The following is a 13982-nucleotide window of genomic DNA, read 5'->3' as shown; positions in this document are numbered from 1 at the left end:
GCGCTCCTTAGCGGTTGGTGCGCGACATGAACATCAGGCGCTCGAACAGGTGCACGTCCTGCTCGTTTTTCAGCAGCGCGCCGTGCAGCGGCGGCACGACGGCCTTGTTGTCCTTGCTGCGCAGCGCGTCAAAGGGGATGTCCTCGGCCAGCAGGAGCTTGAGCCAGTCGAGGAATTCCGACGTCGACGGCTTTTTCTTCAGGCCCGGCACGTCGCGCACTTCATAGAAGGTTTGCAGCGCCTGCGCCAGCAATTCCTGTTTCAGATGCGGGTAGTGGACGGCGACGATCTGCTCCATCGTGTCCTTGTCTGGGAATTTGATGTAATGGAAGAAGCAGCGGCGCAAGAAGGCGTCCGGCAATTCCTTTTCGTTGTTCGAGGTGATGATGACGAGCGGGCGATGGCGCGCCGTGACCATTTCGCGCGTTTCATAGACATAGAATTCCATGCGGTCCAGTTCGCGCAGCAGGTCGTTCGGGAATTCGATGTCGGCCTTGTCGATTTCATCGATCAAGAGCACCACCGGTTCGGGCGCCGTGAACGCCTGCCACAGCACGCCCTTGACGATGTAGTTCTGGATGTCGCGCACGCGCTCGTCGCCCAGCTGCGAGTCGCGCAGGCGCGAGACGGCGTCGTATTCGTACAGGCCCTGCTGCGCCTTGGTGGTCGATTTGATATGCCATTGCATCAGCGGCATGTTCAGCGCGGCGGCCACTTCCTCGGCCAGCATGGTCTTGCCCGTGCCCGGTTCGCCCTTGATCAGCAGCGGGCGTTGCAGGGTCAGCGCCGCATTCACGGCCAGTTTCAGGTCGGCGGTGGCGACATAGCTGTCGGAACCTTCGAAGCGTTGGCCTTGCTGGGTGTGCTGTGCTTGCATGAGCGGTCTGCCAAAGTAGGGAAATGGTGAGTATAAACAGAACTGTGGCGCACTGCCACGCGGACGGCCTGTGCCTGCCTGCCTACAATGCGGGTTTTATAGGTGGACTTGCAAGAATATCTTGGCTAGAATCGGCAAGCAGCAGATTAATTGTCAACCTTAATTGTCAACACATAAAATCAATAAAAACCAGCTCTGGCGTTTCTCCGATTACCTTTGTTCACATTGCCACTATGAAAAAAATATTTGCACTTCTCGTGCTTGCCGGCATAGCAAATGCCGTCACAGCGGCTGACATTGTAGGAAACGCCAAGGCAGCCACTGCCAAGGTGGAAATGTGTATCGGCTGCCATGGCATCCCCGGTTACAAGGCAACCTTTCCCGAAGTGTTCCAGGTGCCGATGATCGGCGGCCAGCCGGCAAAATATATCGAGAATGCGCTGCAAGCCTACAAGAAGGGCGATCGCAAGCACCCGAGCATGAAGGGCATCGCCAGCAGCCTGTCGGACCAGGATATCGCCGATGTCGCCGCGTATTATGCGCAACAAGCCAAGCCGAACTGAGGACCAGCCAGATGATGAAAACACTACTCGCCGCCCTCGTTTGCGCCACCGTCTCGTTGTCCGCCAGCGCCGCGGGCAATATCAACACGGGCAAGGCCCTGGCCGAAAAATACAGCTGCGCCACCTGCCATGGTAAGGATTACGGTTCGCCCATCGACCCGTCCTATCCGAAATTGGCGGGTCAGCACAAGGATTACCTGGAACACGCCTTGACGGCGTATAAGCGGGGCGACAAGGCCAATGGCCGAAACAACGCCATCATGACGGGCCAGGTGAAACCGCTGAGCAACCAGGACATCAAGGACCTGGCCGCCTACCTGCACAGCCTGCCGACCACCCTGGTCATTCACCGCTGAGTTTTAGCCGGGCTCAGGCTTTCAAGCCGACCCGGCGCGCCAGCTTGTGCAGATTGCTGGCGTCCAGCCCCAGCTGGCGCGCGGCAGCGGCCCAGTTATCCTGATGTAGCACCAGCGCTTGCCGGATGGCCTGGCGCTGGCTCGCTTCCACGATCTGATGCATGGACAGCAGCGGCGCCGCCGGCGCTCCGCACGCGGCCGGCGCAGGCAGCGACGCGTCCGCGCCGGCTGGCGCCTCCAGCGCATCGAGGTCGAGCATATCCGTTTCCAGGGTCACGATGTCCTTGCGGTCCGCGCCGCGGATCACGGCTTTCAGCGCGGCCCGGCTGATCACATGTTCCAGTTCGCGCACATTGCCCGGCCAGCGGTAGTGGCACAGGGCATTTTCCGCCGCGGCGGACAGGCGCAGGCTGCGCAAGCCCAGGCGCGCGCGGTTGAGCTCAAGAAAACCACCGGCCAGCAGCAGCACGTCATTGCCCCGTTCGCGCAGCGGCGGAATCGGCACGGGATACACGGACAGGCGGTGATACAGGTCGGCGCGGAACGAGCCATCGCGCACATGCTCGCGCAGGCTGCGGTTGGTGGCGGCGATCACGCGCACGTTGACGCGGCGCGGCCGGTCCGCACCCAGGCGCTGGATTTCGCCATTTTGCAAGGTGCGCAGCAGCTTGGCCTGTATCGACAGCGGCAATTCCCCCACTTCATCGAGAAACAGGGTACCCCCTTCGGCCGCCTCGAAACGCCCGGGCCGGTCGCTGACGGCGCCGGAAAACGCGCCGCGTACATGGCCGAACAATTCGCTTTCGGCCAGGGACTCGGGCAAGGCCGCGCAATTGACGTGGATCAAGGGCTTGCCTGCGCGGCGCGACAGCCGGTGCAGGCGGTGCGCGCACAGTTCCTTGCCGACGCCCGTCTCTCCCAGCAGCAGCACGGGCAGTTCGGAATCGGCGACCACTTGCAATTCGTGCAGCAAGTGCGTGATGGCGCTGCTCTGGCCGACGAAATCGTGTTCCTCGCGCGGCGCTTGCGCATCGGCCAGCATGGCGCCGCCCGACAGGCGCAGGGCGCGGATTTCCGTTTCCAGGCGGGTCACGCGCACGGCCGCCTCGATGGCGCAGGCCAGTTCCCCCAGGTCGCGCTGCGCTTGCGTATCGAAGGTGCCTACCTGCAGGGCGTCGAGCGTGATCACGCCCCAGCGTTCGCCCTCCAGGTCCAGCGCCATGCCCATGCAGTCGTGCACGGGCAGCGGTTCGCCGGCCCGCTCGGCGATCAGGCCATCGTAGGGATCGGGCAGGGAGCTGTCGTGATGGAAGCACAGCACGCCGCGCCGTTGCAGGATGGCGGCCAGGCGCGGATGGTCGGCGACGGCGAAGCGGCGTCCCAGCGCGTCGCTGGCCAGGCCGGCCATCGCCACGGGGCGCAAGTGCTCGCCATCGAGCTTGAGCAAGGCCACGGCTTCGCAGCCGAAGTGCGCGCGCAGGCTGCCGACCAGGCGCTGCAGGCGCACGGCGACGGGCAGGTCGGCGACCAGGTCGGTGAGCAGCAGCAGGTGGATGGCAGTGGTGGTCATAAGTACCATGCAGGGTACAACGAACCACGGTAAACAAGGGTCATTACGACCCTGTGTTTTTCAAATCATTGATTTAAAACAAGTTTTTCCTGGCACACGGTTTGCCTAGGTATGAGTGCCAAACCGGCATACAAGACCAAGGAAAGCTTGATGAAAACGACTCCCTCCCTCCGCGCCATTGCCGCCGCCGTCTGTGTCCTGGCCATGCCCCTGTCCGTGCAGGCCCAGGCGAGCCTGCCTGCCAGCGCTGCCGCCACTGCCGCCAAACCTGCCGCCGCCGCGGTCAAGCGCTATGAACTGCAAACCAATATCGTCGACGGCAAGATGGTATTCATCGACGCCAAGGGCCAGGTCAACCCCGTGCTGGCGGCCAAGGTGGGGGAAACGGTCGAACTCGTGCTGAAAAGCGGCGAAGGCGCCGAACACGACCTGCTGATCCCCGAACTGAACGTGGCTTCAAGCAAATTCAGCGCCAATAGCGGCAGCACCACCGTGCGCTTCAAGGTCACGCGCGCCGGTACGTTCACCTATTACTGCTCGATTCCCGGCCACCGCCAGATCGGCATGGAAGGCAAGCTGGTCGTGAGCGGCACTTCGCTGGCCGAAGCGGGAGCACCGAAGGCTGCCGGCGCCGGCAGCGCTGCCAGCGAATCGAGCCAGGCCGCCGCGCTGGCCCTGTACACGCCCGCGCCATCGCCGATGCGCGGTCCCGATCCATCGGCCGTCAGCGTGGCGGCCAATCCGGCCTCCGTACCCGCTGCCATCGGCGCGCGCGCGCCGCAGTTGCTCAAGTACCGCATGGAGACGGTGGAATTGCCGGGCAAGCTAGATGACGGCACCAGTTTTACGTATTGGACTTTCAACCGGCAAGTGCCTGGCCCGATGCTGCGCGCGAAGGTGGGCGACACGGTCGAACTGACCCTGTTCAACGCGAAGGACAGCAAGATGATCCATTCGATCGACCTGCACGCCGTGACGGGCGGCCATGGCGGCGGACAGCACACGCAGGTGGCGCCGGGACAGGAAAAAACGGTCACCTTCAAGGCGCTCAATCCGGGCCTGTTCGTCTACCACTGCGCCACGCCGCTGGTGCCGCAGCATATCGCCGCCGGCATGTACGGCATGATCCTCGTCGAACCGGAAGGCGGCCTGTCGAAGGTGGACCGCGAGTATTACGTGATGCAGGGCGAGATGTACACGGGCCGTCCGCACGGCGCGCCCGTGCACCAGGAACCGAACCTGGAAAAAATGGCCAATGAGCTGCCCGACTACTACGTCTTCAATGGCGAAGTGGGCGCCTTGAGCAAGACGCACAAATTGCAGGCGAAAGTGGGCGAGACGGTGCGCATCTATTTCGGCGTCGGCGGCCCGAACAAGATTTCATCGTTCCACATCATCGGCGAGATCTTCGACAAGGTGTACAGCGAAGGCTCGATCAGCAGCCCGAAACACGACGTGCAAACCACGCTCGTGGCGCCGGGCGGCGCGACCATCGTCGAACTCAAGGTACAGCATCCGGGCAGCTATCTGCTGGTCGACCATGCGCTGTCGCGCGCAGGCAAGGGCGCCGTGGGCGTGCTGGAAGTGACTGGCGAACCCGTACCCGGCGTCTACCACGCGGGCGCGGTGCAATAAATCTACCTATTCATCCTCAAGGAACTGTTATGGAAATGATCGACCTATCCCTGGGCCAACTGGCCCGCCGCATCCCTGGCGCCACGCGCCTGTTCGATGCGCACCGCCTGGACTTCTGCTGCGGCGGCAACAAGACCCTGCGCGCGGCAGCCGAAGCGGCCGGCGTGGATACGGCGCCCATTGTCGAGGAATTGCGGCTGCTGGCAGGACGGATTGACGCCAGCGGCGAGCGTGACTGGCAGGACGCCTCGGCCACCGAGCTGGTGGAACATATCCTGGCGCGCTACCACGCCGTGCACCGCGAGCAGCTGCCCGAGCTGATACGCCTGGCGCGCAAGGTCGAGCAGGTGCATGGCGACCGCGCCGACTGTCCGCACGGGCTGGCGGAACACCTGTCGGCCATGGCGCAGGAGCTGGAAAGCCATATGCGCAAGGAAGAAGACGTGTTGTTCCCGATGATCGTGCGCGGCCAGGGCCCGCGGGCCGGCGCGCCCATCAACGTCATGCGCATGGAGCACGACGACCATGGCGTGGCCTTGCGCGCGATGGAGGCAATGACGAACGATATCACCGCCCCTGGCGGCGCCTGTACCACCTGGCGCGCGTTGTACACGGGCTTGCGCACCTTCCGCGAAGACCTGATGGCGCACATCCATACTGAAAACAATATCCTGTTCGAGCGCTTTGCGCCGGCCGTGGTGCACTGACAAAGGAATGACCCATGGGTCCGTACAAAAAACTCTGGTTCACCCTGATCGGTGTACTGATCGTGACGTTTTCGCTACTTGGCTACTACGGCACGGAAGTCTACCGGCAGGCGCCGCCCATCCCCGCGCAAGTGCTGGCGCAGGATGGCCGGCAGCTGTTCGACCGCGAGGGCATCCTCGACGGCCAGACGGCCTGGCAATCCGTCGGCGGCATGCAGCTGGGTTCCATCTGGGGCCACGGCGCCTACCAGGCGCCCGACTGGACGGCCGACTGGCTGCACCGCGAATTGACGGCCTGGCTGGAACTGGCCGCGCAAGAGCTGCATGGCAAGGCCTACGCGGCGCTCGACGGCCCCGCGCAGGCGGCGCTGCGCGAAGCGCTCAGGCTGGAATACCGCGGCAACCGGACCGACGAGGCGCAAGTGCTGCGCCTGTCGCCGCGCCGCGTGCAAGCCATCGCCAGCACGGCGCACTATTACGATCAGCTGTTCTCCGACGCGCCGGCGCTGCAAAAAAGCCGCGAGCATTTCGCCATGAAGGAAAACACCCTGCCCAGTGCCGAGCGGCGCGCGCAGATGACGCAGTTCTTCTTCTGGACGGCGTGGGCCGCCGCCACCGAACGTCCTGACCAGAAAGTGACCTATACGAACAACTGGCCGCATGAACCGCTGATCGGCAACCAGCCCAGCGGCGAAAACCTCGTCTGGTCGGTCGCCAGCGTGGTGGTGCTGCTGGCCGGCGTGGGCTTCCTCGTCTGGGGCTGGGCCTTCCTGCGCGACCATGACGAAGCGCTGCCGGCGGCCGGTCCGCGCGATCCGCTCACCACTTTCGCCCTGACGCCTTCGCAGCGGGGACTGGGAAAATACCTGTTCCTGGTGGTGGCCCTGTTCATCTTCCAGGTCTTCATCGGCGGCTTCACGGCGCACTACACGGTGGAGGGACAGCAGTTCTACGGCATCGACGTGTCGCGCTGGTTCCCGTATGCGCTCACGCGCACCTGGCATATCCAGGCCGCGCTGTTCTGGATCGCCACGGGCTTCCTGGCCGCCGGCCTGTTCCTGGCGCCCCTGATCAATGGCGGCAAGGATCCCAGGTGGCAGCGCCTGGGCGTCGACGTGCTGTTCTGGGCCCTGGTCGCGGTCGTCGTCGGCTCTTTCATCGGCAATTACCTGGCCATCGCGCAAGTGATGCCGCCCGAGTGGAATTTCTGGCTCGGCCATCAGGGGTATGAATATGTGGACCTGGGGCGCTTGTGGCAGATCGGCAAATTCGTCGGAATCCTGCTGTGGCTGGTGCTGATGTTGCGCGGCGTCATACCGGCCCTGTGCCAGAAGGGCGGCGACAAGAACCTGCTGGCGCTGCTGACCGCGTCCGTGGGCGCCATCGGCCTGTTCTATGGCGCCGGCCTGTTCTACGGCGAACGCACGCACCTGTCCGTGATGGAGTACTGGCGCTGGTGGGTGGTGCACCTGTGGGTGGAAGGCTTCTTCGAAGTGTTCGCCACGACGGCGCTGGCCTTCATCTTCTCGACCCTGGGCCTGGTGTCGGTGCGCATGGCCACGACGGCCAGCCTGGCGTCGGCCTCGCTGTTCATGCTGGGCGGCATACCCGGCACCTTCCACCATCTGTACTTTGCCGGCACCACCACGCCCGTGATGGCCATCGGCGCGAGCTTCAGCGCGCTGGAAGTGGTGCCGCTGATCGTCTTGGGCCACGAAGCGTGGGAAAACTGGCGCCTGAAGGAACGCGCGCCATGGATGGAAAACCTGCGTTGGCCCATGATGTGCTTTGTCGCCGTCGCCTTCTGGAACATGCTGGGTGCGGGCGTGTTGGGCTTCATGATCAATCCGCCCGTCGCCTTGTACTATATCCAGGGCTTGAACACGACCCCCGTGCATGCGCATGCGGCGCTGTTCGGCGTGTACGGCTTCCTGGCATTGGGCTTTACCTTGCTGGTGCTGCGCTATCTGCGTCCCGACTACCGTTTCAGCCCTGCATTGATGAAGACGGGGTTCTGGGGCTTGAACGCGGGCCTGGTGCTGATGATCTTTACCAGCCTGCTGCCGATTGGCATCATCCAGTTCCACGCCAGCGTGACGGAAGGCCTGTGGTATGCGCGCAGCGAAGCGTTCATGCAGCAGCCGCTGTTGCAGAATCTGCGCTGGATACGCACCTTTGGCGACGTGGTCTTCATCGTCGGCGCCATCGCCATGGCGCTGCAGGTGGTGCTGGGATTGATGGGGAGAGGGCCGACACAGGCCTTGCCTCAGCGCATGAAGGAGGCAGTAAAACCGATGTGAGGTAGTACTGGCACAACACCTGGCAACACCGTAGCGAGCGGCAGCGATTTGTGGCTAAGAAGCGCAACCGTACTCTAGTACGGTGAGCATCGCAGGCCGCAAAGCGCAACGCGCAGCAGGTTTTGACAGGTGTTCCTACCGGCGGCGGACGCAGTCGATATAGGCGTCCGTGTCCGGCGGCAAGCCCGAGCGCTGCGACGCCCAGATCATCTGCCCCAGGCATTCCATCACTTCGTGCTGGGCGGCATGGGCCGAATCGAGGCGCTGGGTGAGCTGCTGGACGGCCGGGCGGATGCCGCGCGGCTGGTCCACCTGCACCTGTTCCGTGATCGACAGATGCATGGACAGGTGCAGGAAAGGATTGGCTTGTCCCCCTTCGACGGAATAGTCGCGCGCCAGCGCCGCTTCGACGTCGGAGAGCTCGTTTTCATACTCGGGGTGTTCGAGGATCCAGTCGAGCGCAATGGCTTCCATCGGCGTGAGGATTTCATGGGCGCGGTGCTTGCGCAATGTTTCGCAAAAGAAACGGCGCACATCGTCGGACGAGGGGTTGAACATGGCTGAAGGACTATGGCTAAAGGGCAGCCGGCATTGTACCGCGTACATAAATAAAGGGCATCGAGGATGCCCTTTTTGCCGTCTGGCGGCCGCTTGCATGACCCGATAGTCACCGTCATTTAATACCCTGCAGTAAGTATTATCCACTACCGCCACGGCCCGGCGGCGCCAAATAACGGTGATAAAATCGCCGCTCTTGATATTTGCACTGGACATGACGGCGATTTCATTGCCGGTTTTTCAGCCGACAACGAGGTCCGCGCTGTCCATTGCCCGCACCTTTGCCACCAGATCATGCTCTTGGGATATCCCTGAGCGCGGCAGCATGCCTATCACCATCGACATTGACCTGTCCGGCCGCCCTGGCGTTCCGGCTGGCCGGTTGTTTTTCATTCAATACGGCGATGGTGCCGCCACGGTGGCGCGCAAGAATCATCCTTCAGTATTCATAAACGGAGTTACGTATGCGTAAATCGCTATTACTTTTGATGTCGTGCCTGATCCTGGCGGCATGTGACAAGACCCCTCCGGCCTCGTCCGAAAAACCGGTCGACGTGCTGCTGATCGGCGCCGGCACCATGAGCGCCACCCTGGGCAGCATGCTCAAGGAACTCGATCCGTCGCTGACGATGGAAATGGTTGAGCGCCTCGATTCCGTGGCCGCCGAAAGCTCGGATGCGATGAACAACGCAGGCACGGGCCACTCGGCGTTTGCCGAACTGAACTACACGCCGGAAGCGGCCGATGGCAGCATCGAGACCAAGAAAGCCGTTGCCATCAACGAGCAATTCGAAATTTCCAAGCAATTCTGGGCTTATCAGGTCGCCAACAAGCACCTGGGCGCGCCGCAAACCTTCATCAATAACGTGCCGCACATGGCCTTTGTGTGGGGCGATGACAATATTGCCTTTTTGAAGAAGCGCTACGCCGCGCTGCAAAAGGAAAACCTGTTCAAGGGCATGCTGTTCTCGGAAGACCAGGCGCAGATCGAGCAATGGGCGCCGCTGGTCATGCAAGGCCGGGACAAGGGCCAGAAAGTGGCCGCGACACGCATGGAAATCGGTACCGACGTCAATTTCGGCAACCTCACGCGCGGCCTGGTCAAGTACCTGACGGACAGCCACGGCATGGTCCTGCACCTGCGCCACCAGGTGGAAAACATCCAGCGCGGCGCCGATGGCGTATGGAACGTGACGGTGAAAGACTTGAACGCCGGCAAGGAAAAGACCATGCGCGCCAAGTTCGTCTTCATCGGCGCCGGCGGCGGTTCGCTGCCGCTGCTGGAAAAATCGGGCATTCCGGAAGCCAAGGGCTACGGCGGCGTGCCGGTGGGCGGCCAATGGCTGGTCACCACCAATCCGGAACTGGTGGCGGCGCATGCGGCCAAGGTCTACGGCAAGGCGTCCGTCGGTTCGCCGCCGATGTCCGTGCCGCACCTGGACACGCGCATCATCGACGGCAAGAAAGCCTTGTTGTTTGGCCCGTTTGCCACCTTCTCGACCAAGTTCCTGAAAAACGGTTCGTGGATCGACTTGCCTGCCTCGATCGGCACTGGCAATGTGAAACCCATGCTGCAAGCCGGTTACGACAATATTCCGCTGACGAAATACCTGGTCGAACAGGTCATGAACACGCCGGAAGACCGCCTGAAGACTTTGCGCGAGTACCTGCCGAATGCCAAGATGGAAGACTGGACCTTGCAAAACGCGGGCCAGCGCGTGCAAATCGTCAAGGATGACCCCGTAAAAGGTGGTTTGCTGCAGTTCGGCACGGAAGTCGTCGGCGCCGCCGATGGCAGCATCGTCGCCCTGCTGGGTGCCTCGCCAGGCGCCTCGACCGCGCCGCCGATCATGATCAAGGTGCTGCAAACGGCGTTCAAGAGCCGCCTGGCAACGCCGGAATGGCAAGCGAAGATGGTGGAAATGGTGCCGTCGTACGGTCAAAAGCTGAACAATGACCCAGCCCTGGCCAACAAGATCCGCCACTACAGCAGCAACATCCTGGGCTTGAAGGCGATCACGCTCGACGTGCCAGCCGCTGCGCCAGCGCCGGCAGCAAACTAAGTCAGCCTTGCCGGCAGGGGAGTTTCCTGCCGGAATGAAAAAAGGGGCAGCCTGTTCAGGCTGCCCCTTTTGCGTGGGAGAGTGCGTTCATTGCGGTGGACTATCCCTTGCCCGGCAAGATCAGCTCCGGCGTACACCCTTCGGCGGCAATGCCGTCGCAAGGCTTGGCCAGTGCCGCCCCATCCTGTGCCCGTGGCGCATGGGGCTGGCGCAGGTAGCGCGACGTGTGGCGGTGCGCTTGCTGTGCGTTGCCATGCACGGGCCAGGTCAGGAAGCGGGACAGCTCCTGCAAGGCGCGCTGGTAGACATCGCGTTTAAATTCAATGACGACATCGAGCGGGACCCAGTATTCATGCCAGCGCCAGGCGTCGAACTCCGGATGGTCGGTCAGTCGCAGATTGACGTCGTTATCGCGCGCGCACATTCTCAGCAGAAACCAAATCTGCTTCTGGCCACGGTAATGGCCGCGAATCTCGCGCTTGATGAAGTGGTCTGGCACTTCATAGCGCAGCCAGTCGCGGGTGCGGCCGACAATTTTGACGTGTTCCTGTCTGAGTCCGATTTCCTCTTCAAGTTCGCGAAACATGGCTTGTTCCGGTGTTTCGCCATATTTGATACCGCCTTGCGGAAACTGCCATGAGTGCTCGCGCACCCGCTTGCCCCACCACACCTCGTTCTGGGCGTTTAGCAGGATGATGCCGACGTTGGGCCGAAACCCTTCACGGTCGAGCATAATGCACCTCAAACTTTCTGCGACAGTGCATCCTTTTTTACATAATTACCCACAACTTCGCAAGCCGGTGACCTTTTCGGGGTGCGAAAAGCGCCGGAATCGCACCAATTGAGCGCATTTGTGTAAAGTATGGACGCATCAGCCAGCTAATCCTTTAAAATTAGGTTGATTATAACCCTCTCTTTTTAAAAAGAATTCACCGTTATGCGCGCCTCCCGTTTTTTTATTTCCACACTTAAAGATGCACCTTCTGACGCGGAAATCGTCAGCCACCAATTGATGATGCGTGCAGGCATGATCAAACGCCTCGGTTCCGGCATCTATACCTACATGCCGATGGGCTTGCGCGTGATCCGCAAGGTGGAAGCCATCATCCGTGACGAGATGAACAAAGCCGCCGGTATCGAACTGCTGATGCCGCTCGTGCAGCCGGCCGAACTGTGGCAAGAGACGGGCCGCTGGACCAAGATGGGCGACGAACTGATGCGCGTGAAAGACCGCCACGGCCGCGAATACGCGATCCAGCCCACGTCGGAAGAAGTCATCACGGACGTCGTGCGCACGGAAATCAAGTCCTACCGCCAGCTGCCGTTGAACTTTTATCACATCCAGACGAAGTTCCGCGACGAGCGCCGCCCACGCTTCGGCCTGATGCGCGGCCGCGAATTCACCATGAAGGACGCCTACTCGTTCGACCGCGACCTGGCCGGCATGCAAGCGTCGTACAAGGTCATGTTTGACGCCTACACGCGCATCTTCACGCGTTTCGGCCTGCAATTCCGCGCCGTGGCAGCCGACAACGGCGCCATCGGCGGTTCCGGTTCGCATGAATTCCACGTCATCGCCCACACGGGGGAAGACGCGCTCGTGTACTGCCCGACCTCCGATTATGCGGCCAACATGGAAGCGGCCGAAGCGCTGCCGCCAGCGGGCGAGCGCCCGGCAGCAAGCCAGGCGCTGACGAAAACGGCCACGCCGGACACCGTCAAGTGCGAAACCGTGGCTGCCCTGCTGGGCATAGCCCTGTCGCAGACCGTGAAAACCATCGCCCTGACGGTGGAAACCGTTGGCAAGGATGAAAAAGTCACGAAACAGCATTTCATGCTGCTGCTGCGCGGCGACCATGAATTGAACGACATCAAGGTGGGCAAGGTTGCCGGCCTGGCCGGTCACCGTTTCTCGACGGAAGCGGAAATCCTGGAAGTCTACGGCACGATTCCTGGCTACCTGGGCCCGATCGGCACGCAAGCGCCCGTCACCGTGGTGGCGGACCGCACGGTTGCCCACATGAGCGACTTCGTTTGCGGCGCGAATGACGCCGGCTTCCACTACACGGGCGCGAACTGGGGCCGCGACGTGGCCGAGCCTGCCATCGTGGCCGATTTGCGCAATGTCGTCGCCGGCGACGCTTCGCCGGACGGCCAGGGCACGCTCGCCATCGAGCGCGGCATCGAAGTGGGCCACGTGTTCCAGCTGGGTACGGCGTACTCGGAAAGCATGAAAGCCACCTTCCTCGACGAAAACGGCAAGCCTGCGCCGCTGCAGATGGGTTGCTACGGCATTGGCGTGACGCGCATCCTGGGCGCCGCCATCGAGCAGAACTTCGACGACAAGGGCATCATCTGGCCTGCCTCCATCGCGCCATTCGAGGTCGTGCTGTGCCCGATGGGCATGGACCGCAGCGAACTGGTCAAAGAAGAGACGGAGAAGCTGTACGCGGCCCTGCAAGGCGCTGGCGTCGATGTCATCGTCGACGACCGCGGCTTGCGCCCCGGCGCCATGTTTGCTGACTGGGAACTGATTGGCGTGCCGCACCGCATCGTCATCGGCGAGCGCGGCCTGAAAGAAGGCAAGCTGGAGTACCAGGGCCGCCGCGATGCGGAAGCGACTGGCGTGGCGCCGGACGAGATCGTCGCCTTCATCCAGGGCAAAATGGCGCAGTGAAGCGCATATCCGTAAGTAAAACGGCTGGCGCGCTCGCGCTGGCCGCCTGCCTGGCCTGCGTCTCTCCGGCGCAGGCCGGCAACCAGAAGGAGGAGGCGCTGGCCGACTCCGTCCGCCTGGCGCTGTCGCACGCGATCCGCGACGAACGCCCGCCGCAACCCAAATTTGCCACTCCCGCCGACTTGCAGCGCTACCAGCAATGGCTGGCGCAGATGTCGTCGCGCCTGCAGCGCAAGCTGCCGGATGCGCAGCTGCGCACGGAATTCCTGGAAACGGTCTGGTATGAAGCGCGCCGCGCGGGCCTGGAACCGGCCCTGGTGCTGGGCCTGATCCAGGTGGAGTCGGCCTACCGCAAATATGCCGTCTCGCTGGCCGGCGCGCGCGGCTACATGCAGGTGATGCCGTTCTGGACGGGCGTCATCGGCGACAGCGACCGCAGCAAGCTGTTCCACATGCAGACGAATCTGCGCTATGGCTGCGCGATCCTGCGCATGTACCTGGATATGGAAAAGGGCGATTTGTACCTGGCGCTGGGACGCTACAACGGCAGCCGGGGGCGGGCCGAGTACCCGAATGCCGTGCGGGCGGCATGGCGGCAGTGGGAATTCAAGCCGGCCAGTTGAACCGCAGGCAAAAAAATGCCCCGCTCGCAGTGATGCGGCGGGGCACTCGCTCG

13 protein-coding genes are annotated in these 13982 nt (G+C 62.5%); 9 read left to right on the top strand and 4 right to left on the bottom strand.

What is annotated here, in order from left to right; translation table 11 throughout:
* Nucleotides 1–7: 7 nt before the first annotated feature.
* Nucleotides 8–877: a MoxR family ATPase gene (locus O3300_RS21205; RefSeq protein ID WP_034780284.1), complete on the bottom strand. Its 870-nt coding sequence runs from the start codon at nucleotides 875–877 to the stop codon at nucleotides 8–10.
* 233 nt (nucleotides 878–1110) lie between these two features.
* Between O3300_RS21205 and O3300_RS21200 the strand changes: the two genes are divergently transcribed.
* Both O3300_RS21200 and O3300_RS21195 read left to right on the top strand, forming a co-directional pair.
* Complete coding sequence (locus O3300_RS21200; protein WP_092796428.1) at nucleotides 1111–1440, top strand: cytochrome c; 330 nt, start codon at nucleotides 1111–1113, stop codon at nucleotides 1438–1440.
* 14 nt (nucleotides 1441–1454) lie between these two features.
* Nucleotides 1455–1796, top strand: coding sequence for a cytochrome c (locus O3300_RS21195; protein ID WP_215409088.1), 342 nt, complete (start codon nucleotides 1455–1457; stop codon nucleotides 1794–1796).
* A 13-nt stretch (nucleotides 1797–1809) separates the two neighbouring features.
* Here O3300_RS21195 and norR read toward each other — a convergent pair whose 3' ends face one another.
* Entirely contained in the window at nucleotides 1810–3366 is a 1557-nt protein-coding gene (gene norR, locus O3300_RS21190) for a nitric oxide reductase transcriptional regulator NorR (RefSeq protein WP_305054029.1), read from the bottom strand.
* 150 nt (nucleotides 3367–3516) lie between these two features.
* On the opposite strand from norR, the gene nirK reads away from it, so the two are divergent.
* From nirK to O3300_RS21175, 3 genes are read left to right on the top strand one after another with little or no spacing between them, the layout of a single operon-like run.
* Entirely contained in the window at nucleotides 3517–5001 is a 1485-nt protein-coding gene (nirK, locus tag O3300_RS21185; RefSeq protein ID WP_305054028.1) for a copper-containing nitrite reductase, read from the top strand.
* A gap of 29 nt (nucleotides 5002–5030) precedes the next feature.
* Nucleotides 5031–5708: an iron-sulfur cluster repair protein YtfE gene (ytfE, locus tag O3300_RS21180; RefSeq protein ID WP_305054027.1), complete on the top strand. Its 678-nt coding sequence runs from the start codon at nucleotides 5031–5033 to the stop codon at nucleotides 5706–5708.
* A gap of 14 nt (nucleotides 5709–5722) precedes the next feature.
* Complete coding sequence (locus O3300_RS21175; protein WP_305054026.1) at nucleotides 5723–8008, top strand: nitric-oxide reductase large subunit; 2286 nt, start codon at nucleotides 5723–5725, stop codon at nucleotides 8006–8008.
* 135 nt (nucleotides 8009–8143) lie between these two features.
* Here the strand turns inward: O3300_RS21175 and O3300_RS21170 are convergent, their stop codons facing one another.
* Complete coding sequence (locus O3300_RS21170) at nucleotides 8144–8566, bottom strand: DUF1841 family protein (RefSeq protein ID WP_034780276.1); 423 nt, start codon at nucleotides 8564–8566, stop codon at nucleotides 8144–8146.
* Nucleotides 8567–8780: 214 nt separating this feature from the next.
* Between O3300_RS21170 and O3300_RS21165 the strand changes: the two genes are divergently transcribed.
* Together O3300_RS21165 and mqo are read left to right on the top strand one after the other, a co-directional pair.
* Nucleotides 8781–9038 (top strand): hypothetical protein, encoded by a 258-nt coding sequence (locus tag O3300_RS21165; RefSeq protein ID WP_305054025.1) that lies wholly within the window; start codon nucleotides 8781–8783, stop codon nucleotides 9036–9038.
* Entirely contained in the window at nucleotides 9031–10629 is a 1599-nt protein-coding gene (gene mqo / locus O3300_RS21160; RefSeq protein WP_218965305.1) for a malate dehydrogenase (quinone), read from the top strand. The genes O3300_RS21165 and mqo overlap by 8 nt, the downstream gene beginning before the upstream one ends.
* 100 nt (nucleotides 10630–10729) lie before the next feature.
* On the opposite strand, the gene O3300_RS21155 is transcribed toward mqo, so the two are convergent.
* Nucleotides 10730–11362: an RNA pyrophosphohydrolase gene (locus O3300_RS21155; RefSeq protein ID WP_076566319.1), complete on the bottom strand. Its 633-nt coding sequence runs from the start codon at nucleotides 11360–11362 to the stop codon at nucleotides 10730–10732.
* Nucleotides 11363–11566: 204 nt separating this feature from the next.
* Between O3300_RS21155 and O3300_RS21150 the strand changes: the two genes are divergently transcribed.
* Both O3300_RS21150 and O3300_RS21145 read left to right on the top strand, forming a co-directional pair.
* Nucleotides 11567–13306, top strand: coding sequence for a proline--tRNA ligase (locus O3300_RS21150; protein ID WP_251350261.1), 1740 nt, complete (start codon nucleotides 11567–11569; stop codon nucleotides 13304–13306).
* Nucleotides 13303–13929, top strand: coding sequence for a lytic transglycosylase domain-containing protein (locus tag O3300_RS21145; RefSeq protein WP_099666507.1), 627 nt, complete (start codon nucleotides 13303–13305; stop codon nucleotides 13927–13929). The genes O3300_RS21150 and O3300_RS21145 overlap by 4 nt, the downstream gene beginning before the upstream one ends.
* The last annotated feature ends 53 nt before the right edge of the window (nucleotides 13930–13982 follow it).

It is taken from the genome of Janthinobacterium sp. SUN206 (assembly GCF_030587305.1).
In the GTDB taxonomy this organism is placed as follows: domain Bacteria; phylum Pseudomonadota; class Gammaproteobacteria; order Burkholderiales; family Burkholderiaceae_D; genus Janthinobacterium; species Janthinobacterium kumbetense.
The sequence above is the reverse complement of the archived record's forward strand: the minus strand, read 5'-3'. Positions and strand labels throughout refer to the sequence as shown.

What these genes read in the sequence shown, in the direction of transcription:
- O3300_RS21205 (WP_034780284.1), bottom strand. Translation starts at nt 877, where the DNA reads ATGCAAGCACAGCACACCCAGCAAGGCCAACGCTTCGAAGGTTCCGAC.
- O3300_RS21200 (WP_092796428.1), top strand. Translation starts at nt 1,111, where the DNA reads ATGAAAAAAATATTTGCACTTCTCGTGCTTGCCGGCATAGCAAATGCC.
- O3300_RS21195 (WP_215409088.1), top strand. Translation starts at nt 1,455, where the DNA reads ATGAAAACACTACTCGCCGCCCTCGTTTGCGCCACCGTCTCGTTGTCC.
- norR (WP_305054029.1), bottom strand. Translation starts at nt 3,366, where the DNA reads ATGACCACCACTGCCATCCACCTGCTGCTGCTCACCGACCTGGTCGCC.
- nirK (WP_305054028.1), top strand. Translation starts at nt 3,517, where the DNA reads ATGAAAACGACTCCCTCCCTCCGCGCCATTGCCGCCGCCGTCTGTGTC.
- ytfE (WP_305054027.1), top strand. Translation starts at nt 5,031, where the DNA reads ATGGAAATGATCGACCTATCCCTGGGCCAACTGGCCCGCCGCATCCCT.
- O3300_RS21175 (WP_305054026.1), top strand. Translation starts at nt 5,723, where the DNA reads ATGGGTCCGTACAAAAAACTCTGGTTCACCCTGATCGGTGTACTGATC.
- O3300_RS21170 (WP_034780276.1), bottom strand. Translation starts at nt 8,566, where the DNA reads ATGTTCAACCCCTCGTCCGACGATGTGCGCCGTTTCTTTTGCGAAACA.
- O3300_RS21165 (WP_305054025.1), top strand. Translation starts at nt 8,781, where the DNA reads ATGACGGCGATTTCATTGCCGGTTTTTCAGCCGACAACGAGGTCCGCG.
- mqo (WP_218965305.1), top strand. Translation starts at nt 9,031, where the DNA reads ATGCGTAAATCGCTATTACTTTTGATGTCGTGCCTGATCCTGGCGGCA.
- O3300_RS21155 (WP_076566319.1), bottom strand. Translation starts at nt 11,362, where the DNA reads ATGCTCGACCGTGAAGGGTTTCGGCCCAACGTCGGCATCATCCTGCTA.
- O3300_RS21150 (WP_251350261.1), top strand. Translation starts at nt 11,567, where the DNA reads ATGCGCGCCTCCCGTTTTTTTATTTCCACACTTAAAGATGCACCTTCT.